The 22,527-nt window shown below is 57.4% G+C and carries 20 protein-coding genes and 2 pseudogenes; 19 read left to right on the top strand and 3 right to left on the bottom strand.

All coding sequences use genetic code 11. The features are described from left to right. Positions 1-9: 9 nt before the first annotated feature. From IPM39_11240 to IPM39_11200, 9 genes are all read left to right on the top strand, one after another. Positions 10-624, top strand: a complete 615-nt coding sequence (locus tag IPM39_11240; GenBank protein ID MBK8986637.1) for a response regulator transcription factor — start codon at positions 10-12, stop codon at positions 622-624. A 371-nt stretch (positions 625-995) separates the two neighbouring features. After that, positions 996-1,253, top strand: a complete 258-nt coding sequence (locus tag IPM39_11235) for a hypothetical protein (GenBank protein ID MBK8986636.1) — start codon at positions 996-998, stop codon at positions 1,251-1,253. Between the two features lie 248 nt (positions 1,254-1,501). After that, entirely contained in the window at positions 1,502-1,867 is a 366-nt protein-coding gene (locus IPM39_11230; protein MBK8986635.1) for a response regulator transcription factor, read from the top strand. An 80-nt stretch (positions 1,868-1,947) separates the two neighbouring features. After that, positions 1,948-2,154, top strand: coding sequence for a CsbD family protein (locus IPM39_11225; GenBank protein ID MBK8986634.1), 207 nt, complete (start codon positions 1,948-1,950; stop codon positions 2,152-2,154). Between the two features lie 115 nt (positions 2,155-2,269). Then, a complete protein-coding gene (locus IPM39_11220) occupies positions 2,270-2,545 on the top strand; it encodes a GlsB/YeaQ/YmgE family stress response membrane protein (GenBank protein ID MBK8986633.1) in 276 nt (91 codons plus the stop codon). A gap of 131 nt (positions 2,546-2,676) precedes the next feature. Next, positions 2,677-3,051 (top strand): YtxH domain-containing protein, encoded by a 375-nt coding sequence (locus IPM39_11215; protein ID MBK8986632.1) that lies wholly within the window; start codon positions 2,677-2,679, stop codon positions 3,049-3,051. 158 nt (positions 3,052-3,209) lie between these two features. Then, positions 3,210-3,365: a lmo0937 family membrane protein gene (locus IPM39_11210; GenBank protein ID MBK8986631.1), complete on the top strand. Its 156-nt coding sequence runs from the start codon at positions 3,210-3,212 to the stop codon at positions 3,363-3,365. A gap of 136 nt (positions 3,366-3,501) precedes the next feature. Continuing rightward, entirely contained in the window at positions 3,502-3,681 is a 180-nt protein-coding gene (locus IPM39_11205; protein ID MBK8986630.1) for a hypothetical protein, read from the top strand. A 99-nt stretch (positions 3,682-3,780) separates the two neighbouring features. Then, a complete protein-coding gene (locus IPM39_11200; protein ID MBK8986629.1) occupies positions 3,781-4,023 on the top strand; it encodes a hypothetical protein in 243 nt (80 codons plus the stop codon). A gap of 207 nt (positions 4,024-4,230) precedes the next feature. On the opposite strand, the pseudogene IPM39_11195 reads toward IPM39_11200, so the two are convergent. Next, positions 4,231-5,589 (bottom strand): annotated as a pseudogene (locus tag IPM39_11195) (transposase). On the opposite strand from IPM39_11195, the gene IPM39_11190 reads away from it, so the two are divergent. From IPM39_11190 to IPM39_11165, 6 genes are all read left to right on the top strand, one after another. Beyond that, entirely contained in the window at positions 5,506-6,816 is a 1,311-nt protein-coding gene (locus tag IPM39_11190; protein ID MBK8986628.1) for a hypothetical protein, read from the top strand. The pseudogene IPM39_11195 and the gene IPM39_11190 sit on opposite strands and share 84 nt — an antisense overlap. Before the next feature lie 41 nt (positions 6,817-6,857). Further along, complete coding sequence (locus IPM39_11185; GenBank protein MBK8986627.1) at positions 6,858-7,205, top strand: HPF/RaiA family ribosome-associated protein; 348 nt, start codon at positions 6,858-6,860, stop codon at positions 7,203-7,205. Between the two features lie 68 nt (positions 7,206-7,273). Continuing rightward, the gene (locus tag IPM39_11180) at positions 7,274-7,939 is read left to right on the top strand and encodes a rhomboid family intramembrane serine protease (GenBank protein ID MBK8986626.1); all 666 of its coding nucleotides are present in this window, start codon (positions 7,274-7,276) and stop codon (positions 7,937-7,939) included. Positions 7,940-8,429: 490 nt separating this feature from the next. Further along, entirely contained in the window at positions 8,430-9,398 is a 969-nt protein-coding gene (locus IPM39_11175; GenBank protein ID MBK8986625.1) for a universal stress protein, read from the top strand. Further along, positions 9,373-9,930 (top strand): hypothetical protein, encoded by a 558-nt coding sequence (locus IPM39_11170; GenBank protein MBK8986624.1) that lies wholly within the window; start codon positions 9,373-9,375, stop codon positions 9,928-9,930. The genes IPM39_11175 and IPM39_11170 overlap by 26 nt, the downstream gene beginning before the upstream one ends. Continuing rightward, positions 9,861-18,026, top strand: a complete 8,166-nt coding sequence (locus tag IPM39_11165; protein MBK8986623.1) for a hypothetical protein — start codon at positions 9,861-9,863, stop codon at positions 18,024-18,026. Before IPM39_11170 ends, IPM39_11165 begins: the two co-directional genes overlap by 70 nt. 317 nt (positions 18,027-18,343) lie before the next feature. Here the strand turns inward: IPM39_11165 and IPM39_11160 are convergent, their stop codons facing one another. Together IPM39_11160 and IPM39_11155 are read right to left on the bottom strand one after the other, a co-directional pair. Further along, entirely contained in the window at positions 18,344-18,631 is a 288-nt protein-coding gene (locus IPM39_11160) for a HigA family addiction module antidote protein (GenBank protein MBK8986622.1), read from the bottom strand. Between the two features lie 13 nt (positions 18,632-18,644). Beyond that, positions 18,645-18,922: pseudogene (locus tag IPM39_11155) on the bottom strand (type II toxin-antitoxin system RelE/ParE family toxin). Positions 18,923-19,297: 375 nt separating this feature from the next. Between IPM39_11155 and IPM39_11150 the strand changes: the two are divergent. The 4 genes from IPM39_11150 (at position 19,298) to IPM39_11135 (ending at position 22,432) form a co-directional block, all read left to right on the top strand. Beyond that, complete coding sequence (locus IPM39_11150; GenBank protein MBK8986621.1) at positions 19,298-19,564, top strand: hypothetical protein; 267 nt, start codon at positions 19,298-19,300, stop codon at positions 19,562-19,564. Positions 19,565-19,831: 267 nt separating this feature from the next. After that, entirely contained in the window at positions 19,832-20,017 is a 186-nt protein-coding gene (locus IPM39_11145) for a hypothetical protein (protein MBK8986620.1), read from the top strand. Beyond that, positions 20,001-21,260 (top strand): AI-2E family transporter, encoded by a 1,260-nt coding sequence (locus IPM39_11140; protein MBK8986619.1) that lies wholly within the window; start codon positions 20,001-20,003, stop codon positions 21,258-21,260. Before IPM39_11145 ends, IPM39_11140 begins: the two co-directional genes overlap by 17 nt. Positions 21,261-21,292: 32 nt before the next feature. Then, the gene (locus IPM39_11135) at positions 21,293-22,432 is read left to right on the top strand and encodes an AI-2E family transporter (GenBank protein MBK8986618.1); all 1,140 of its coding nucleotides are present in this window, start codon (positions 21,293-21,295) and stop codon (positions 22,430-22,432) included. Positions 22,433-22,527: the final 95 nt, after the last annotated feature.

The following is a 22,527-nucleotide window of genomic DNA, read 5'->3' as shown; positions in this document are numbered from 1 at the left end:
ATTCGGGTGATGCTGGTGGATGACCACACGATGGTGCGCCGCGGCCTGGCGACCTTTTTGAAGGTGTTTGACGATCTGGAACTGGTGGGCGAGGCGGCGGATGGGGAAACGGCCGTTTCCCTCTGCCGCCAAATTTTACCCGACGTGATCCTGATGGACATCGTCATGCCAGACATAGATGGCGTCACCGCTACCCGCCTCATTCGCCAAAGCTTCCCCACCGTACAGATCGTTGCCCTGACCAGCTTCAAAGAAGAGAGTCTGGTACAAAGCGCGCTCCAGGCGGGGGCCATCGGCTACTTGCTCAAGAACGTCTCGGCCGAAGAGTTGGCCCAGGCTATTCGCGCTGCCTATGCCGGCCGGGGCACGTTCGCCCCGGAGATTGTCCAGGCCATGGCCCAAGCCGCCAGCCAACCGCCGCCGCCCGGCCACGACCTGACCGAGCGCGAGCGCGAAGTGTTGGCCCTGATGGTCGCCGGTTTGAACAACAGCGAGATCGCCGAGAAACTATTCGTTACGCCCTCCACCATCAAATCCCACGTCAGCAACATCCTGACCAAGTTTGGCGTCGCCAGCCGTACCGAGGCTGCGGCGATGGCCGTGCGCCAGAGGTTGGTTGACTAAACGGCCGTTTGCCACCCCTCATCCCTCTCCACATTCATCCGCAACTGATACTCAGTAGATCGAAACGGAGCGCGGGCATCTTGCCCGTTTTGGCAGGCGAGACGCCTGCGCTCCCCAATCGTTTCGATCTACTGAATCTTGGTGATTGTGCCAGACTGTCACCATGCTGATCTCCCCCAACTGGGGGAGTTCCAAATCCCCTGACCAGCCGATGTACCAGAGAGGCGCTGGTTGTATGATTGAAATTAGCCCCACCAGACTCATTTCACGGTGACCAGGGCTTTATCCGCTGCGCCACAAGCCGTTAACTTCTGCCGCCTGGGCGCGTAGCTTCTTTGGCGTTGGGGCCTCGTTAGCATGGGCAAAAAAAGATGAACGAGACAAAAATCACCTTCCACAACAAAGCTGAGATCCGGGTGCAGGCGCAGATATTTACCGGCCGCACGCTGATCAGCACCTGTGTGGCTGGTCCGGGCGAGAGCCGTACCTTACCAGCCGAGGCGTCGCCGTATGACGTTTATCTCAAGAACAGCGTCACCGGCTGGGAATTGGCGCGTCAGCTAGACAGCGAGGCCAAAACCCTGACCCTGAGTCGGCACAACGGGCGATATCTCATTACCGGGAGTTAAAGATGATTCTACGATTCCAGGATTGGCTTAACACACAGCAAGAGCGCACCGATGAGATTGGTGAACTGGCGCGCATCCCGAATATGCAAAGAAGGCTGACGAACATAGAGACTGGGCAGATGTTGTCATCGGTATTGCGCAGCCGGGACATATTGCCGTTTTTAACGATGCCTGGCAAGAATTTCTGCTGGCAAAGCAGGCAGCAATCACTGAATCGCTGGATGAATCCCGGTTCTCGGAGCATTGACATGATTCGCGTATTTATAGCCGACAGCCAAACCGACACCCGTTCAGCTCTGCGGCTGATGCTGCTGGATTTGAACATGCAGGTAGTTGGGGAGGCGAACAAGTGGACGGCCGTTTTGCAAGAAGCCGCTCAAACCCAACCCGACATGATCGTGGTGGACTGGGAGTTAATCCCCACAGAAAGTTCGCTCCCGGCGCTGCGGGCCACCTGCCCGGCGGCCGTTGTCATTGTCCTCATCAGCCACCTGGATGCCCGGCAGCAGGCGGCGCTCTCGGCCGGAGCCGACAGTTTCATCAGCAAAGACGAAACGCCAGACCGGGTGGCGGAACGGCTGCGCGACGCAGTCGCCAAGATTCACGTTAGCTAAACCTCGGCGCGCCTTGCTGCCCGGTGCACCGCCAACGACCAATCAAGGCAGTTTATCTAAATGATCTGGAGGATCACACGATGAACCAAGATATTTTTGAAGGCAAGTGGAAAGAAATGCGGGGTCAGGTTAAAGAGTGGTGGGGCAAACTCACCGACGATGACCTGGAACAGGTGGATGGCAAGGCGGACCAACTGATCGGCGCACTGCAAAAGCGATATGGTTACACCAAAGAAGACGCCGAAAAGGAGCTGAACAAGCGGCTTGATGCCGCTAAGGTTCACTAATTCCAGCAAGACCTGACAGGTTTGCGAAAACCTGTCAGGTCCAGGGCAAGGGCCACTAACTAATTTGTAAAGCACGGCAGCGTGCATACTTAAACACTCTAAAGGAGAGTATAAAATGAACTTTATTATATGGCTTGTCGTTGGCGGTATTGTTGGCTGGGTAGCCAGCATCATTATGCGCACAAATGGGCAGCAAGGGTTGATCCTCAACATTATCGTCGGCATCGTCGGCGCGTTTTTGGCCGGTCTGGTATTGACGCCGCTGTTGGGCATTGGCACCATCAACCAAAACGATTTCAGTTTGCCGGCTTTGGTTGTCTCGGTCGTCGGCGCCGTCATTCTGTTGGCAATTGTTAGCCTCTTCCAGGGCAGAGGGCTGCGCAGGGGTTAACAGCGATTCAAACCTCCGAGGGCTGAAACTCCTCGGAGGTTTAGCCGACTGATTGATGAATTGACCAAACCAACCCTTGGGCAGCTTTTTCAACTGGATAACGCCATTTATTTTCATAAGGAAACCAGAGCATGAAGAACAAGAAAAGTAACAAAAAGAATCAAGATGACAATAATTTAAGCGGCTTTTGGGCCGGGCTGATGTTGTTGGCCGGGCTGCTGCTGGGCAGCCTGATCGGCGCAGGCGTGATGCTGCTGATAGCGCCGCAATCTGGCAAGAAAACGCGGAAGCAGCTCCGGCGGAAAGGTCGGGATTTGCGCGAGCAGACAACCGACGCGGTAGATGACACGGCCGCGCAGCTGCGGGCTAAAGCCCATCACGTTACGGACAGCCTGCACGAACAGGTGGAAGAGATACAACAACGGGGCCATGATGTCATTGACAGCGGAAAGGAACGTTTTGCCACCGTTGTCGAAGCTGGGAAAACGGCCGTTAACGGCTCCTGATCAACTATTTAGCTATGAATAATCTACACGTTTAGATTGGGCCAATCTTGGAGATTGGTCCAATCTGGGCCATGTAATTTCTTGATGATCACTTAGTACCAGATTGGTTCAGTTTTATAGCTTTATAGATTGAACCAGTCTCATAAAGGGGAAACCTCATGTTATGGACTATCATTGTTATTCTGTTCATCCTGTGGCTGCTCGGCTTTTTGGGCGGAAGTGTGAACCCAAGACTCCGTACCGGCAATTGGATCCACACGCTGCTCGTTATCGTTGTCATCCTGGTCATTTTACAACTGCTTGGGGTACTCTAATTATAACACCCCTCACGCAGCCAACTGCGCTGCACATTAACTGGCAAACCGCCAAGGGGGTTTATGAATGGGAGCAAATGGATGATTTCAGTTAATTATTTGCCGCCTGTGGTAGCGGCAGACGGTATTCTGGTGATTGACGATAACCAGGATATACGCGAATCGCTCGCTGACCGATGTTTTCACCTATCACTTGGACGTACCGGTTTACACCGCCGTCAACGGATACGAAGGCTTGCAAATCTACCGGCAGCAGTGGCAAAGCGTTGCCCTGGTTTTACTCGACATGAACATGCCGGTGATGAACGGCGAATAGACATATGAAGAATTGCGCCAAATTGCCCCTCACGTCAGGGTCATCATCTCATCAAGCCTGAGTCGCGTAGAGGTCGGTCATCGTCTTGGACAACAGGCGATGCCCAATTTTTTGCCAAAACCCTACGACATGCACAGCCTGCTCACCGTTGTCCGCGCGGAATTGGCGCTTGCTGTGTCCGCTCCAATGGACCTGTTTATCAACCCACCGCTGAACGGGAAGAATGGGGATGGTAACGGCCGTTGGGACGGTAAGAAACTATATAGCCAATCAGTAGTAGAGCATTTGGCGCAGCAGCCCACTGGCACAGATAAACCGGCGCTTTCCGGCAGCCACATTTAACCGTCCCTTTTGCTGAAACCTGGAGAAATTGATGGATCTACTAGCAGGCTGTCGGAAAAATATCTTCTGAAGGCCCGATGATAGACAAATAACGATTTCAAAGCATCAAGACAAGCAGTTTGCAACTCATATTGGCCTCATTACCATGAATTTTGCACGGTTTTACAGCCCGTTTTCGGGCATCAGGCAGGGGGCAATAACGCCCCATCAACCAACCTGCAAGGTATGCAATCGTTTCAAGTTGTAAGCCAGACAAACCAATGTCCATTCGCCACCGGCAGCAACCAGGCCTCGCAGAGAAAAACTGACGGAAACCCAAGGTTTCCTTGATGATACCGATAACCGGTTCAACCGTCGATTTGCGCAAACGGTAGGTGGCTTTGCCGAGGGTGGTCTGCAGTTTGTAAGCCATTTGCTCTTTGACGGAAGCATCATTGGGTGGCGGGTTGGGATTGTCCAGGAAAAAGGCACGCCAACCCTGATGGTGTGGGCTGCGACCGGTGGCGATGTAGGGGTCAATGCCGCGCGCTTCCAAGCTGGCGATGTTGTTTTCGCTGAAATAGCCGGTGTCCAAATTGACCTTTTTCGGCTGACCCACGACTGGTGGTACGGTGTCGAGAGTTGGCAGGGCGGCCTGTTTATCGTTGGTATGGTCACACAACCAATTGCCCACTACCAGACGACTGTCATGGTCAACCACTACCTGGACGTTATAATGTTGGTCAAAGCCGCTGTTGGTGGCGTTTTTCATGATGCGCGATTCGGGGTCGGTGAAGTTGTACTGGTCTTTATCTCTGGGTCCTGGAGTGGGTGGCTGCGGTGGTTTGCCCGGCGGCTTTTTTCCTGTGGGTCGGTCTTTTCGGCCCGGGCTTGCATCTTGGCCTCGTATTCGGCTTGCTCGGCTTCATACCGGGCCTGGGCGCGTTCCTCCAGCACCTTCTTGGCTTCGGCCAGCCGCGCCAATTGCTGCTGGCGTCGGGCAATCTCATCAGGAATGTTCATCTCTTCGGGCAGTTGTCCTCCATCGGCAACTTCAGCCAAAGTGAACAACTCCTCGACTTCGGCTTGCAGATAGGCTTCGATAGCCAACAGCCGCTGGTAACTGACCGCTTTGCTCTTGGACGCATCGGCATGGATTTTGCTGCCATCCAGACTGACGTTACCCAATTGCAAATAGCCCATCGCCTGGGCAATCAGCAGTATCTGGACAAACAACTCTTTCAGTTCAGCCAGAAATTGTTGGCGGAAAGCCGCAATCGTGTCATGGTCGGGGTGCATGTCACCGGTAATGAAACGAAAGGGAATCACCTCATGGGTGGCGCGTTCAATCTTGCGCGAACTGAATACGCCGCTGGCATAGCTGTAGAACAGCAATCCCAACATCACTTCCGGGGCGTATGGTGGCGCACCCTGCTCACTATACTTTCTATACACGATCCCCAAATCAAGTTGGGCGACGACAGCGACAATGAAGCGAGCCAAATGGTCGGGTGGCAGGACATCGCGCAAGGTGATTTGCAGGTCCAGGGTCTTTTCGTAATCAGCAGTTCTGAATTTTCTTGCCATACCCAAAGTTTACACCGAAATCATTTTTGTTCGGAGAAACGTATCTTCTCCGACAAGCTGCTAGATAAAAATGCCATCGCGGAGATCTTAAACGACCGCGAGCCACCCTGTCTTTCACTCTACCAAACAACTCACCGGCGGCATCCAGAAAACCAGCAAGACCCGATTCGCTTTGGCAACCTGGTGAAAAAACTGGAAGCGTCGCTGCTGCAAAAATACCCGGCAAACGAGATTCAACCGCTGCTAGAACCGTTTCTAACCCTGGCCGATGACCGTGATTTCTGGAACCATACCCTTGACGGCCTGGCTATATTGGCAGCGAGGGATCTGTTTCGCGTTTACAAACTGCAACGACCCGTGGCCGAGTTGGCCATCGCGGCCGACACGTTTCACACCAAACCCCTGCTGCGCGTACTCCAGTCGGTCGATCGCTACCAAATCCTGGGCCTGAGTCGGCAGGAGATCAAACTCTTCGAGGGTAACCGCAACGCCCTCGACGAGATCGAACTGGCTCCAGACGTACCGCGCACAATTACCGAAGCGTTGGGCGAAGAACTGTCCGACCCGCACCTCACCGTCGCCTCTTATGGCGGTGTGACGGGAACGCAGCACAGCGGCGCGGGGGGAATGCAGCCGGGCATGCACCACGGCCATGGCGGCAAGGCGGCCGAAGTGGATGGCGACGCCGAACGTTTCTTCCGCGCCGTTGACCGGGGCGTTTTGGAAAGTCACTCGCTGCCATCGGCCCTGCCGCTGGTCCTGGCGGCCTTGCCGGAACATCATCATCTGTTCCACCAGGTCAGCCGCAACCCGTTTTTACTGGGGGAGAGCGTGGATATCAACCCGGACGCCCTGCCCCAGGATGAACTCCGCCAGCGCGCCTGGCAAGTCGTCGAGCCGCATTATCTGGCACGACAGGCCGCGCTGGTCGAGCAGTTCGGCAATGCCATGTCCCAGAATCTCGGCTATGACCAACTGACGCAGGTGGCAAAAGCGGCCGTTGTTGGGCGAGTGGCTACCTTACTGATCGAGAACGGCCGTGAAATACCCGGCCAGATTGACGCAGCTTCCGGCGTTGTCCTCCTGGCGAACCTGGAACACCCGGAAATTGATGACGCGCTCGACGACCTGGCAGCCTTGACCCTGAAAATGGGCGGCGAAGTTATCATCATGTCCCCTGAGCAGATGCCGACACAGACAGGCCTGGCCGCTATCTATCGTTATTGATCTACGTAACGCCAGATGCCGCCTACAAGGACAACAGAGATATGAAAATTCAAATCAACACCGATAAAAATATCGAAGCCGATGACGATCTGGCCGAACAAGTCAGAGCCATGGTGGGGGAGACCCTGGAGCGTTTCAGCGAGCGAATCACATGGGTTGAAGTCTACCTGAGTGACGAGAACAGCGACAACAAATTTGGCACCCATGATATGCGCTGCGTGCTGGAGGTCCGTCTTGCTGGCCGTTCCCCGACGGCCGTGACCCATGATGCGGCGACCTGGGAACAGGCTGTTGAAGGCGCGGCCGAGCAGTTAATGCGGTCCCTGGAAAGCACGCTGGGACGCCTGGACGACCACCGGCAAGGGGAGACGCCGCAAAAATATAAGTAAGACCGCGATCGCCAGGTGTATAAGGCGAAGTAAACGTCAGAAGTGCGGTTGCGAAGGAGATAATCCTCATGTTCCCAATTGGTGATGATGACAGCGCCAGCAAAACTTTCCCAGTGGTCACTTATGCTCTGATCGCGCTGAACGTTCTCTTTTTCTTTGTCGAGATGAGCGGCGGTGACGCCTTTATCGAAAAATGGGCTTTTGTTCCGGCCCGTTTCCTGGCTGATCCCGTCGGCGATTCTCTGACACTTTTCACGGCCATGTTCATGCATGCCGGGTGGGCGCACCTGGGCGGCAACATGCTTTACTTGTACATCTTCGGCAACAACGTCGAAAACCGTTTCGGACACGTTAAGTTCATCATTTTCTACTTACTTTGTGGTCTGGCCGCCACTTTTGCCCAGTTAGCGTTTAGCGCTGGGTCCAATGTGCCAAATTTGGGCGCATCGGGGGCGATTGCCGGGGTACTTGGCGCTTACATCTTGTTATTTCCCCAGGGAAAGATCAAGGTATTGCAGCGCCAGGGCGTGATGCAGGTTCCGGCGTTGATCGTCATTGGCCTCTGGTTTGTGTTACAGCTTTTTAGCGGCGTTGGTTCTATCGCCGCCACCACAACGGACACGGGCGGCGTCGCTTATATGGCCCATATCGGCGGCTTTGTGGCCGGGCTTGGTCTGGCCTTTTTGCTGCGGGGCAGCGACCGGACGCAGCCGTCGAGGGTGCGCTCTGGCTAGTTACACGGAGGCAGAGGTAGGAAGGGTCAGCACGGCTGGTTGCCCGATAACGGCCGTTTGGCAGCTATATAGCATCTTCCCAATAAATGGGGGTGCAGTTGGTTGAGCTTGCCGAAACCAATGACCTTCGACAAGCTCAGGCCTCGTTTACCCCAGAATATTGAGAAGACACTTTGCGACTATAAAAACCCCATAAGATTTGATCGAAAGGAGAAAGAATCATGAGTAAAGATAAGAACAATAGCAAGAAGGACAAGAAGGATAAAAAAGAGGATAAGAAGGCGGACAAGAAAAAACAGGTGAAAAAGGACAAAAAAGACAAAAAAGACAAGAAGGAATAGCCTGCAAAACGAAGCATCCCATTCATCCCAAACGGATGAAGCCGTTGGGGATGCTCCGCTTCGTTCAGCCTGACCCGTACAAAAATATATCCGGTCAAGAGGATGTCTTGCTGGATGAACCACGTCGAAACTTATTGTGAAGGAGCATTATGCTGGACCGAATCCTTGTACCGCTAGAGGGGTCTGCCCTGGCGGAGTGTGTGCTGCCACATGCCAGGGCCATTGCCCAGGCTGTGGGCGGGCATCTCTTCTTGCTGCACGTGGTGGAGCCAGAGGATGACGGCCGTGCGCCCCAGGTGGACCCGCTGAACTGGTATTTGCGCAAAGTAGAAGCACAATCTTACATGGACCAGATGAGCCGACAGTGGCAGCAAAGCGGCCTGTCCGTTACCAGCGTCTTGCTCGAAGGCCCGGCCGCTGCGCGGGTGGTGGCCTATGCCCACGACCATGACGTAGACCTGGTGGTACTCAGCAACCAGAGCCAGAGCGGGGTGGCGCAAAAGGTAATCTGGCAGGTAGGCAAATCTGTTCTGTTGGTCCGGGCAGAGTGGCCGGCCGATAATCGGCCGGCTGAACTGCACTACGGCCGTATCCTCCTCCCCCTCGATGGTTCACTGCGCGCCGAAAGCGTCTTGCCGATTGCCACCCGCCTGGCCCAATACCACCAGGCAGAACTATTGCTGGCGCACATTGTCGCCCGGCCAGAAATGGTCCACCCCCACGCTCTCACCCCCGAAGACAGCGCCCTGATGACCCAGATCGTCGAACGTAACCAGACCGTCGCCACCGACTACCTGGCACAACTGCAACGCCGCCTGCCCCCAGGAAGCCAAACCCGTTTATTGGTCGGCGACAATGTCATCACCACTTTGCATGACCTGGTGGACCAGGAAAAAGTGGATTTGCTGATTTTGAGCGCTCATGGTCATTCCGGCGGCAGCCAACGGCCGTATGGCAACCTCGTCACCAACTTCATCACCTACGGCCTCGTCCCGCTGCTCGTTGTTCAGGATATGTCGTCCCCTAATACCGGGCCGCTGGCGACCGACAATGCCTTCCGGTCATCAGGTCAGGCGATGGGAGGGCAGACCTTTGCCAACGCCAACTACGCCCAGTGAGACCCTTCCCCCTTCCGCCAGTCAACCCGCGCCCACACAGGTTCTCAGCCGATTAGAGCAGACCGCCCAGCACCTGGCAGCCGGGCATCAGGCCATTTGCTACGCGCCGCGAGCGCAGCATTTGCTGCAGCGGCTGCCGCAGCAAACCAAACTACTGCAAAAAGGGTACCAGACATTCCGCAACAGCACCGCCGAAGCGTTGGTCTTTTCCTATGCCGCCGAATGGCTGCTGGATAATTATTATGTCGTCCAACAAGCCCTGCTGCAAATCGAAGAAGACCTGTCGCCTGACTTTTACCGGAATTTGCCCCGGCTTAATTCGGGCGCTCCGCTGCAAGATTATCCTCGTGTTTATGACCTGGCCCGCCAACTCCTCATCGTCGAAACGTGCCAGCTCGACCTGGAGCGCATCCACAAATTTGTTTGGGCGTATCAGGCCGTAACCCCCCTGACGATGGGGAATTGTGGGCCTTGCCGATTATGCTGCGCCTGGTGCTGCTGGAGAGCATGGCGCAGTCTGTCGGCCGTCTAGCCAACTTGCCGCCTGCGGCCGAGCCGCTGCCCCTGGCCTTGCAATGCAACCACACCGTCAACGATACCGACGTGGTTGCCAACTGCATTCCCAGCCTGCGCCTGCTGGCCGGTGAAGATTGGCTCATCTTTTTTGAGCGCATCAGCCAGGTGGAACAATGCCTGCGCCAGGACCCGGCCGAAGTGTATGCCCAGATGGATTTCGAGACCCGCGACCGGTATCGCAAAGTGGTCGAGCGGGTGGCGCGGGCGACGAATCAGGCAGAAATTGTGGTGGCGCAAACGGCCGTTTCCCTGGCCTCCCGCGCCCCCGCCGACACCAACTCCCCCACCCGCCACGTCGGCTATTACCTGTTGGCTGCCGGGCTAAGCCAACTGGAACAGGAAACCGGCTGCCGACCCCGGGGACTCCGCCGTTGGCAGCGGGCGTTGGCCCCTTACACCACACCCCTTTACCTGAGCAGCGTCGCCGTGTTAACGCTCATCATCGCCCTGCCTTTTGTCTTCTACGCTTTCAGAAATGGGACGGGGTGGGCGGGGGTAACGGCCGTTTTCTTCATCCTCATCCCGGCGATCTCCACCACCGTCACCCTGATCAACTGGCTCGTCACCCACCTTATCTCGCCGCGCGTCTTGCCCAAACTAGACTTCCTGCAAAATGGCGTACCGGCCGAATGCGGCACGATGGTCGTCATCCCCACCCTGCTGACTCACCGCGCCGAAGTGGTCTCGCTGCTCAAACAGTTGGAGATGCACTACCTGCGCAACCCCGACCCCCATCTGGCTTTTGCCCTACTGACCGACTTTGCCGATGCCGATTTGGCCACGGCCCAAACCCCCTTCGGGCCGGAAACCAGCCGCGCCGCTGCCGACGCTCGCCTTCTCAGCCAGACCCAAACCGGCATCGAAGCCCTGAACAATCGCTACCCCAGCCAACCTTTTTATCTTTTTCACCGCCATCGCCAATGGAACCCCCGCGAAAACACCTGGATGGGCTGGGAACGGAAGCGGGGCAAACTGCACGAATTTAACCAACTGCTGCGCGGCCACAGCCAGACATCTTACACCGTGCAAGTTGGCAACCTGGGCATTTTGCCCCAGATTCAATACATCATCACCCTGGACGCCGATACTATCCTGCCCCGCGAGGGAGCCAACCGGCTGATCGGCGCGTTAGCCCACCCCCTGAACCGCGCCCAATTTGATCCAGACACCGGCAAGGTAACCACCGGATACACCATCCTCCAGCCGCGCACCCAAATTCAATCCACCAGCGCCAACCGCTCCTTTTTTACGCGCATTTTTGCCGGCGACAGCGGCCTGGACCTGTACACCCTGGCCGTCTCCGACGTGTATCAGGATTTGTTTGGCGAGGGGAGCTACGTGGGGAAAGGCATTTATCATATTGATGCGTTTGAACGCAGCCTGGCTGGCCGCATCCCGGAAAACACCCTGCTCAGCCATGATTTGTTTGAAGGGATTTATGGGCGGGCCGGTCTGGTAACCGACATCGTGCTGTATGAACAATATCCCGCCAATTATTTCACCAGCACGCGCCGCGCCCAACGATGGGTGCGCGGCGATTGGCAGCTATTGCCCTGGCTGATGCCCTGGGCGCCCAATGTGTCCTCGCCCAACGAGCAAAAAAAACCGTATGTCCGCAACGATTTGTCCACCATAGGGCGTTGGAAGATCGCCGACAATTTGCGGCGCAGTCTGTTGTCGCCGATGCTGCTCCTCCTGTTTGTCACCGGTTGGTTGTGGCTGCCTGGCTCGCCGTTGGTCTGGACTGTGTTGGCGCTGCTCACTTCGGCCGCTTCTCTGCTGACCAGCGTCGTTAGCACCGTTTGGCGCGCCATTGGCGGGGCTTCCTGGGCGGAACTAAGACGGCCGTTACGCGATGATACCATTCGCTGGCTGCTGTTTGTGGCTTTTTTGCCTTACGAAAGTCTGCTCACCGTCGCAGCGATTGGGGCCACCCTCTGGCGGCTGCTGATTTCCCGGCGCAACTTGCTGCAATGGACCACCGCCGCTTCCACTGAGCGTCGGTTTGGCCGCGGCGCAGGTCAAACGGCCGTCTCCCGCCAATTGTTCCCTTCTGTCCTGTTTGCTCTCATCTTAGCCGGGCTGATTTACTGGGTTAATCCAACGGCGCTGCCTATCGCCCTGCCGCTGTTGTTTATTTGGGCCATTGGCCCGCAAATTGCCCAATGGATCAGCCAGCCATACGGCCGTTCCGTCCCCCCCCTCCTGCCCGACCAACGCCAACAGCTCCACACCCTGGCCCGCCGCACCTGGCTCTTCTTTGAAGAATTTGTCGGCCCCGACGATAACTGGCTGCCGCCCGACCATTTCCAGGAATCGCCGCGTGGTGTGGTTGCCCACCGCACCTCACCCACCAACATCGGCTTGTACCTCCTATCCGTTTTGGGGGCCTACGACCTGGGTTATATCAGTCCCCTCACCCTCACCCTACGTCTCCGTTCCACCTTCGACACCCTGGACAGGTTAGACCGGTATCGCGGCCATTATCTCAACTGGATAGATACCCGCACCCTGGCGCCGCTGCCACCCAGTTATGTCTCCACCGTAGACAGCGGTAATCTGGCCGGTTGTTTGCTGACCCTCAAACAAGGCTGTCTGACATTGCCGCAGCAGCCCGCCTGGCGCTGGCAGCGGTGGCAGGGTTTGTTAGATACGCTGGCTGTTCTCAGCGAAGCGCTGGCTGACGAAGACATGGCCGCGGTCTGCCAGCAGCATCTTGCCCACATGCGCCAACAAGTTCTGGAGGTACAAAACCAACCAGAACAGTGGGGCAGATTGCTGCGCCATCTGCTGGACCATGAACAACCTACCCTATCCACTCACCTCATGGCCCTGGTTGAGGCCAGTGAGGCCATCGAGGCCCGTACAATCCACACCTGGCGCGTCTATGCCGAGCGCATCAGCCACCATTTACAAGGGATGCAGCGCGAGGTAAACAGCGTACTCCCCTGGGTGCTGCCCTTTAGCCAGCCGCCCTCTTTTGTCAGCCAGTCGGCCGACCCGGCCATTCAGGCCGCCTGGCAAAGCCTGCTGTCCGCCTTGCCGCCCACCCCTCGCCTCAATGAGATAGCCAATCTATGTACCGCCGGGCAAACCGCCCTGGCCGAACTACAGCATATGCTGCCCACCGATACGGCCGCCGCTGACCGCGACTGGTGCGACCAATTGACGGACGCCCTGTCGGCTGCCCGCCTGCTGATCAGCCCGCTGCTGACTAGCTGCGACGAGCTGGCTCGCCAGGCCAACAATCTCGTCACCGACATGGATTTTGCCTTTCTATTTAACAGCCAACGCCAAATTTTCCACATTGGCTACAACCTGGCGACTGGCCGCCTGGACCCCAACTATTACGACTTGTTGGCCTCCGAATCACGCATCGCCAGCCTGGTTGCCATTGCTCAGGGCCAGGTTCCGCAAAGCCATTGGCTGCATTTAGGTCGTCCATTGACCCAGGTGAAAGAGGGGTTGGCCCTGCTTTCCTGGAGCGGGACCATGTTTGAATACCTGATGCCGCCCCTGCTGATGCGCAGTTACGAAGGCACATTCCTCAACCAAAGTTACGGCCACATCGTAGCCCACCAGATCGCCTACGGTCAGGCCCATCAAGTGCCCTGGGGCATTTCTGAATCCGGTTTTTACACCTTTGACGCCGGTCAAAACTACCAATATCGGGCGTTTGGCGCGCCGGGTCTGGGTTTTAAGCGGGGGCTGGCGGATGATCTGGTGATTTCGCCTTACGCTTCGATCCTGGCGCTGCCATTTGCACCACAGGCGGTCAGCCAGAACGTGGCCCAACTGACGGAGTTGGGCATGATGGGGCGTTATGGCTTGTATGAAGCGCTCGATTTTTCCCCGGCGCGGCTGGAGTTGGGGCAGTCATCGGCGATTGTACGCTCCTATATGGCCCACCACCAGGGCATGATTTTGCTGGCGCTGATCAATTATCTGCATGACAACCCGATGGCGGCCCGTTTCCACGCCGACCCTCACATCCAAAGTGTGGAACTGCTGCTGCAAGAACAGGTTCCGCTGCGCTTGCCCGACGAACGGCCGTCGCAGCCGGAAGAGCGCGCCGGTAAGTTAAGGCAAACGGCCGTTTCCTACCCCCCCTGGGCTGTGCCCACCGACACGCCGATGCCATTGGCCCATTATTTGTCAAACGGCCGTTTCCACACCCTCATCACCAACGCCGGCGGTGGTTACAGCAGCCGCGAAGACCTGGCCCTCACCCGCTGGCGGCCCGACGCCACCCTGGACAACTGGGGGCAGTGGCTCTACGTGCAAGACCTGGACAACGGCGACCTCTGGTCGGCCGGTTTGCAGCCGACGGCCGCCCGTCCCGCGCATCAGGAACTCCTGTTCCACCCCCACATGGTCGAATTTCGCCGTCATGAACACCACATTGCCCTGCAAATGACCATCACCATCGCCCCTGAAGATGACGTGGAAATTCGCCACATCAACCTGACCAACGACAGCGAACGGCCGCGCCGCCTGCGCCTCACCAGTTACGCTGAAGTTGTCTTGGGACCGGCCGCCGCCGACCAGCGCCACCCGGCGTTTGCCAATCTCTTCGTCGAAAGCGAATACTTGCCCGGCCTGCACGCCCTGCTCTTCCGCCGCCGTCCTCGTTCGGCCAACGATGAGCCGCTCTTTTTGCTGCATATGCTGCTCGCCGACACAACCCTTGATGTAGGGGCCGGCCTTGTGCCTGCCCTGGCTCCTTTGCCTGCCCTGGGGCAACCACAAGGGTTGCCCCTACAGGGTCGCAGTTACGACAGCGACCGCGCTAAATTCCTGGGGCGCGGTCGCACCGCCCGCAATCCCATCGCTCTGACGGATGGTCCCAGCCAGACCACCGGCGCGACCCTGGACCCGGTTATGTCCCTCAGCCAGACCGTTGCCATTGCGCCCCACACCACCGTGCGACTGGCCTTCATCACCCTGGCGACCCCTTCGCGCCGTCAGGCGTTGGAGTGGGCTACTCGCTACCAGCAGTGGCTGATGCTGGAACGGGCGTTTGTCCGCGCCCGCAGCCTGGCCGAACAAGAACTGCGCCAACTCGATTTAACTGCGCCTCAGCTAGAGCAGATGCAGCGGGTATTGTCGCTGCTGTTGTATCCCCACCCGGCCCGCCGCGCCGACGCCGCGACTCTGGCCGCCAACAGCCAGGGTCAGCCCGGTTTGTGGGCCTTTGGCATTTCCGGCGACTACCCCATTTTGCTGCTGCAACTGCATCAGGAGGCGGATGGTGAACTGCTGCTCGACCTGCTGCGCGCCCACACGTACTGGCGGCGGCGCGATTTGCAGATTGACCTGGTCATCCTCAACCAACAAGAGTCAAACTATGGGCAGGAGATGCAGGGCTTCATCTACCACCTGATCCACCGCACCCAAAGCGAGCATTGGCTGAACCGGCGCGGTGGTCTGTTTGTGCTGCGCGAAGATCAGATGAGTCTGGCCGACCGGGTGCTGCTGAAAACAACGGCGCGGGTGGTGTTGGATGGTTCGCAGGGGACGATGGGGCAGCAGTTGGGGAATTTGCTTTACCAGCCCACGCCCCTGCCCCTGTTTACGGCGACACGGGACGAGACGGCCGTTTCCCCACCACCAACCCCACCTCTGCCTCGCCCCACCACCTGGCAGTTCGACAACGGCCTGGGTGGTTTTAGCGCCGACGGCCAGGAATACCAGATTTACCTGCCGCCGGGCGCAGTCACCCCCGCTCCCTGGGTCAACGTCATCGCCAATGAAAGCGTCGGCTTTCTGGTGTCGGAAACCGGCGGCGGTTACACCTGGGCGATAAACAGCGGCGAAAACCGGCTCACCTCCTGGCGCAACGACCCGGTCAGCGACATCCCGGCAGAGGCGTTGTACCTGCGCGACGAAGAGACGGCCGAACTCTGGTCGCCGATGCCCCAACCAGCGCCGGCCGACGCCCCTTATTTGGTGCGGCACGGAGCCGGTTACACCATTTTTCAGCATCACAGCCACGGCCTCAAACAGGAAACGCGCCTCTTTGTCAGCCCGACGGATCCGATCAAGGTGATCCAGGTGCGGCTGGAAAACGCCTGGGACCGGCCGCGCCGCCTCACCCTGACCCTGTACGCTGAATGGGTGTTGGGCACAAACCGCGAAAGCAGCCAGCCTTATCTCATCCCCAGCTACGACTGGGAACGGTTTGCCTTGCTGGCCCGCAACCCGTACAACAGCGAGTTTGGCGAGCGCGTCGCCTTTGTCGCCGCTTCCAGGCAGCCGCACGGCTTCACCGACGACCGGGCCGAATTTATCGGCCGTTTGGGTGACCTGCGTCGGCCAGCCGCGCTGGGGCGAATCGGCTTGAACAACCAGGTAGTGGCCGGGTTAGATAGCTGCGCCGTCATTCAGCTTCATCTCGACTTGCCGCCCGGCGGCAGCGAAACGGTTTGCTTTTTTGTGGGCCAGGCGGCGAACCAGGAAGACACTGTGTCGCTTATTCAACAGTTTCAGCAGGAGGGAAAGGTAACGGCCGTCTGGCAGTCCGTCCACGCCTTATGGGATGATCTGCTGGGGGCGGTAACGGTGGACACGCCCGACCCGGCGATGAACCTGCTGCTCAACCGCTGGCTGCTGTACCAGACGGTCGCCTGCCGCCTGTGGGGGCGGTCGGCGCTGTATCAATCCAGCGGCGCCTATGGGTTCCGCGACCAGCTTCAGGACGTGATGGCCCTGCTGTACACCCGGCCAGACCTGGCCCGCGACCATATTTTGCGCGCCGCCGGACATCAGTTTGCGGCGGGTGATGTGCTGCATTGGTGGCATCCTCCCAGCGGACGCGGCGTGCGCACGCGCATCAGCGATGATTTGCTTTGGCTGCCCTATGTCACCGCCCACTACGTTGCCACCACCGGCGATGAAACGATTTTGCAGCAAAAACGGCCGTTCCTGGTGGGCGAGCCTCTGGCGAAAGATGAAGAGGAGCGGTACGGCTGGTATGAGACGACGGCCGAGCGTTATTCACTGCTGGAACATTGCCGCCGCGCTTTGCAGAGGGGAACCACTGCCGGGCAGCATGGCCTGCCGCTGATGGGCGGCGGCGATTGGAACGATGGCATGAACCGGGTGGGCATTGCCGGGCGCGGCGAGAGTGTCTGGTTGGGTTGGTTCTTGTACAAGACGCTGCACGACTTTGCCGATTTGTGTGAACGGGTGGGGGAGGGAGAAACGGCCGTTTATCGTCAGCAAGCCGCCGCTTACCAGCGCGCTTTGGAAACACACGGCTGGGACGGCGACTGGTATCGCCGCGCCTACGACGACGACGGCGTGCCGCTTGGCTCGACGCAAAATCAGGAAGCGCAAATTGATGCCATCGCCCAATCTTGGGCCGTTCTTTCCGGCGCGGCCCAGCCGCAGCGGGCGCGGCAGGCGATGCAGGCGGCCTATGAGCGGTTGGTGTTACAGCAGGAGCGGCTCATTTTGCTGCTCGCGCCGCCGTTTGACAAAACGAGCCGCGACCCTGGCTATATCAAGGGCTACCTGCCCGGCATTCGTGAAAATGGGGGGCAGTACAGCCACGCGGCCGTGTGGACGATTTGGGCGTTCGCCCAACTGGGGGAGGGGGATGTGGCCCACGCCCTGTTTGATCTGATCAACCCCATCACCCACGCCGACACACCGCAGAAGGCGGGGCGCTACAAGGTGGAGCCGTATGTGCTGGCTGCCGACGTCTACGGCGTGCCGCCCAACCAGGGGCGCGGCGGCTGGACCTGGTACACAGGGTCGAGCGGTTGGCTTTACCGGCTGGGGGTGGAAGGGCTGTTGGGCTTGCGCAAAGTGGGACAAATGTTGGTGATTGAGCCGTGTATTCCGGCGAGTTGGGCGGAGTATGGGATGGTGTATCGGAACGGCCGTTCAACTTACCACATTCATGTCAAAAATCCGGCCGGCGTCCAGCAGGGCGTCGCTGAGGTCTGGCTGGATGGGGAGCGTTTGCCCAGCCCGGAAGTTCCACTGCAAGACGACGGCCAAAGCCATCAGGTGGTGGTTGTATTAGGCCCCCAGGCAAATAGCTAGCAGGTTGTCGGAAAAGTAGAAATGGATACACGGATGACACGGATTTAACGGATTTACACCGATTTTCTGGTGATGTATCCGTAAAAATCCATCGAATCCGTTCAATCCGTGTACCTATCCTGAGTTCTCCGACAGGCTGCTAGATCGTTTTCTACTGTTACGTACCTCGAATTCCATTTGAAAATTACAATCCCTTCAAACTACTTAACCGCCTAATGCCATTTTGTACCTGCGGTGATGCAGGTTTCCAAAGCCTTTGTCGGTCGCCGATTAGAGAGCCATCCGAGGCATCGCGCTAGCATCATTGGCAGCACTGATTAGGCGGCTAAGAGTCTTTCTACTTTAAGCACTGTTTGATTCTGCCTGGCAAGCCACAGATCATACTGCATTTGCTGGTTGAGCCAGCTTTCAGCCGAAGTATCAAAAGCCAGAGAAAGCCGAATTGCCATCTCCGGGCTGATACCGGCGCGTCCATTCAGAATTGCCGATAATGTCTTGCGACTGACGCCAAGCGCCTCTGCCGCTCTTGTTACCGTTAGCCCCAACGGCTCTAAACACAGTTCTTTGATCACTTCTCCGGGATGGGGTGGATTATACATTTGCATCATTTCAATTACCTCAATGGTAGTCTTCATAACTGACAATAGCTGCATCTGGCCCATCAAAGCGAAATGTGACCCGCCAATTGCCACTTACTTTGACTGACCATGTGCCTTGCCTGTCACCTTTCAGTTCATGCAAGTACAAACCGGCAAGTTCATATCACGTGGACTGGTTGAAGCATTTAGCCTACCCAAAATAAGCCGCAGTTTGCCCGCATGAGCAGCCTGGATTCCTGCTTTGGAACCGGTCAAAAAGAACTTTTCGAGACCCTTATGCTTGAAATCCTGGATCACGATTCTGAGTGTAACCTATACCGTTACGGACGGAAAGTCACAAGGATATCCAGTTTCTCAGGGCAAGCGGAGGTGTACATTATGGCTTAATAGCGGCAAGACCGCATTGAACAACAACGGGCAAAAAGCTGCTTGAGTAACGGCCGTTTGCCGTTACCCCCTTCCACTATCCCATTCCCCAGAACTGGTGGGCGGTACGGCCGTTTCCCCATCCTTCTGCAAACCGTCCATTTTCTCTCTCCCCCAACTGGGGGAGACAAAAATCCACTGACCAGCCGATGCGCTTCAAGCGGATGGGCAGTACCATTCAAGGGCAAGGAGGGTCTACCTATGTGGACCCTGGTCTTTTGCAAAAATATGTTTAAGGAGAGCAGCATGTCAGCTAAAAAGCATTTTACGGCCGAACAAGCCTGCGAAATCGGGGAAAAGCTCGGCATCACCTGGGACCATTTCGATGTGGCGCAGTTCCAGATGGGTTTAGAGGTCGAGCTAGAACATGGGTTACACGATCCGGATACGGACGTGACGGGCAACGATCCCCTGTTGACCGGCAAAATAGCCCTCGCCCATCTCAACGAGTTTGCCGACTACTATACCCGCCTGGAAAAGATGGAGCGGGAAGCTAAAGAAGAACTCGGTTAGAACAAAATTTAATCATCTTACCACGCTGTGGCCGCATCTCAGTCCCGAAGGGCTGCTCTGGTGGCCACGCCACCCCACAATCATCGGGCAAAGATGCCCCATTTACAGAGGAAAAGATCATGAGTAAGGGTCAGGACAGCAAAAAACGCGACAAGAAAAAACCAGGCAAGACAACGAAGGAAAAACAACAAGCAAAAAAAGAAAAGAAAGAAAAAAAGGAAACCCCGCAAATTTTCAACCCGTAACTAACAGGCAAAGGAACGCTGCATGAAATCTGTAACCCAATTTAGGCGACAGCGTATGCCTGTGCGCAAGACCAAAGAAGATTTTTTACGTTGGTTAGGGGAACAAGACAGGGGTAATGGGCCGGCGGCCAAAGAACAAGCCGTTCTGGCTGATCATGCCACCTCACCGGCGCTGATGGTGTGGGCGGACGATGGCGGCGCAACCTGAGTGGACGTTCAGGCGGGTTGTCTGGGCTACGCTGGTCCTGGCGGCCGTTGGCCTGAGTTTCTGGCTGCTTTACCGCTTCAACCAGGTACTTTTCATCCTGTTTGTGGCTTTGGTGATCGGCACCGTACTCAGACCGGTCGTCGTCTGGCTGCATCGGTGGGGCATACCCCAGAAAGCAGGCGTAATTCTGGTTTATTTGCTGCTGCTGGCCTTGCTCATTGGCTTTGTGCTGTTGTTATTCCCGCTGATTGCCGCGCAAAGCGCTACCATTACGGCCGTTTTGCCGGATTATTACCAAAGCCTGCGTGGGTGGGCGCTGGACAACCCTAACCTGCTGTTCGGCAGCCTGAATGACCTTGTTCCTACAACCTGGTCATTCGCTGATCCAGTCCAACAGACAGTCCAGGAGATGTTGGATTCGGCCGGTCAGGCGGTTGGTTATATCGGCGTCGTGTCGCAGACTATTTTTACGGCCGTTATCATCTTCCTATTGGCCGCTTACTGGACGCTCGATGGGCCGCGCACCATCCGCTCCTTGCTGCTGCTGCTGCCGCAGGCGCGGCGCGAAAGCATTAGCGAGCTGATCACCGCCATGGAAACGAAGATGAGCGCCTTCGTGGCCGGGCAAGGCATCCTGATGCTGGCCGTAGGCAGCCTGTCCCTCGTCGCCTATTGGCTCATTGGTTTGCCTTATCTACTGGTGCTGGCCTTCGTGGCCGGGCTGATGGAGGCGGTGCCGCTTGTGGGGCCACTGCTGGGCGCTGTGCCGGCGCTGTTGGTCGCCCTGACTCTGGGGCCAGATAAATTGATCTGGGTCATTGTGGCGACGCTGGTCATTCAGCAGGTAGAAAACAGTTTTCTTGTGCCGCGCGTGATGCGTCAGGCGGTCGGCGTCAACCCGTTTGTCACGCTGTTGGCCCTTTTTGCTTTCAGCTCTTTGCTGGGTATCGCCGGCGCGTTGATGGCTATTCCGCTGGCAGCCATGATCCAAATTTTACTCAACCACTTTGTTTTCCGGCCGGGAGCGTTGGAGCCGGAGGTCACGGCCGGCCGAGACTATGCCAGCCGCCTGCGCCAGGAAGCGCAAGAGTTGGCCCAAGATTTGCGTCAGCAGGCGCGGCAAACACCGGGCGGTTCCGAAGAGCAGATCAAGCAGACGGAGCAGGTGATGGATGAGATCGAGACCCTGGCTGTCGAATTAGATAGACTGCTGGCCCAGGTTCACCCTGTGGGGGCCGAATGACCAAGCAAGTGGCGTGGGTGGGAACGGCAGTTATGACCACAATATTAGCGCTGCTCTTATTGTGGCAGTTCCGCCTGGTGGTCGTCTACGTCCTGCTGTCACTGGCTCTGGCTGCCGCCGCGCGTCCCCTATTCAAGCGGCCGGCCGGCCAGCCGCTTGTGGCCCGCCTGGGTCTGATCTTGCTTTACCTGATTACCCTGGGTGGTTTCCTATTCTTGCTGGCGGTCAGCGGTGGGGCCGCAGTTCGGGACATTCAGGAGTTGGCGCAGCAGGTGTCGGTGCAAGATAGCTGGCGACAGCCGGTTTGGCTGCCGGGCAGATCGCTGCAAGACTTGTTAGACACGCGGCTGCCCCAGCCCAGCCAACTCCTGGACGCACTGATTGGCGAACAGGGTGAGTCTGTACTACCGGCGGTGTTGGGGTTTACCCAGAGTGTTTTTAGCCTGCTGAGCGGCGCACTCGTCGTTCTCTTCATGAGTATCTATTGGGGAATGGACCAGAACCACTTTGAACGGCTCTGGCTTTCGCTGCTGCCACCGGGGCAGCGCAGCCAGGTACGCGACATCTGGCAGACAATGGAGGCGGACCTGGGGATTTACATTCGCCGCCAGGCTGGGCAGGCGTTCCTGGCCGGGCTGCTGCTGGCCTTGGGCTATTGGCTGTTAGGCTCCCCATATCCGGCGCTGTTGGCTTTGTCTGGTGCGGTGGCGCTGTTGATGCCTATCGTGGGGCCATTCCTGGCGCTGGTTCCGCCCCTGTTATTGGGGTTGTTGAGCGGTGTGGAGTTGAGTTTGCTAACGGCCGTTTACACCCTCATCGTCATCACTGCCCTGAAATGGCTGCTGGAATCACGCCTGCCCCTCCGCGCCCAGGTCAACCCCATCCTCACCATTGTCATCTTGCTGGCCCTGGCCGACGCTTATGGTCTGCTGGGCATCCTCTTTGCACCGCCGCTGTCGGCCGCCTGCCATATTTTGTGGAGCCGCCTGGTCAGCTTCCGCGCGGTTTCCGGGGCGACGCTCCAGGTGTCCGACCTCAAAGAGCGGCAGGCAGAGGTATGGCGCGCCATCCAGGTCTTGGATGAAGCGCCGTCGCCGCTGATCACCAGCAGCATGGACAAGCTGGCCGCCTTAATTGAAAAAGCAGAGCCAGTGCTGAACGTCGAATCATGATACGACCTGCTGGGGTTCGTAATCCGTAATCAGTTTTCAGTGACCAGTTTTCAGTCGGCGTGACCTCTGGAAACGCGCACTAAAAACTGAATACT

The sequence above is a fragment of the Candidatus Leptovillus gracilis genome (genome assembly GCA_016716065.1).
In the GTDB taxonomy this organism is placed as follows: domain Bacteria; phylum Chloroflexota; class Anaerolineae; order Promineifilales; family Promineifilaceae; genus Leptovillus; species Leptovillus gracilis.
Note: the sequence above shows the minus strand (reverse complement) of the source record. Positions and strands in the feature narration are given on the sequence as shown.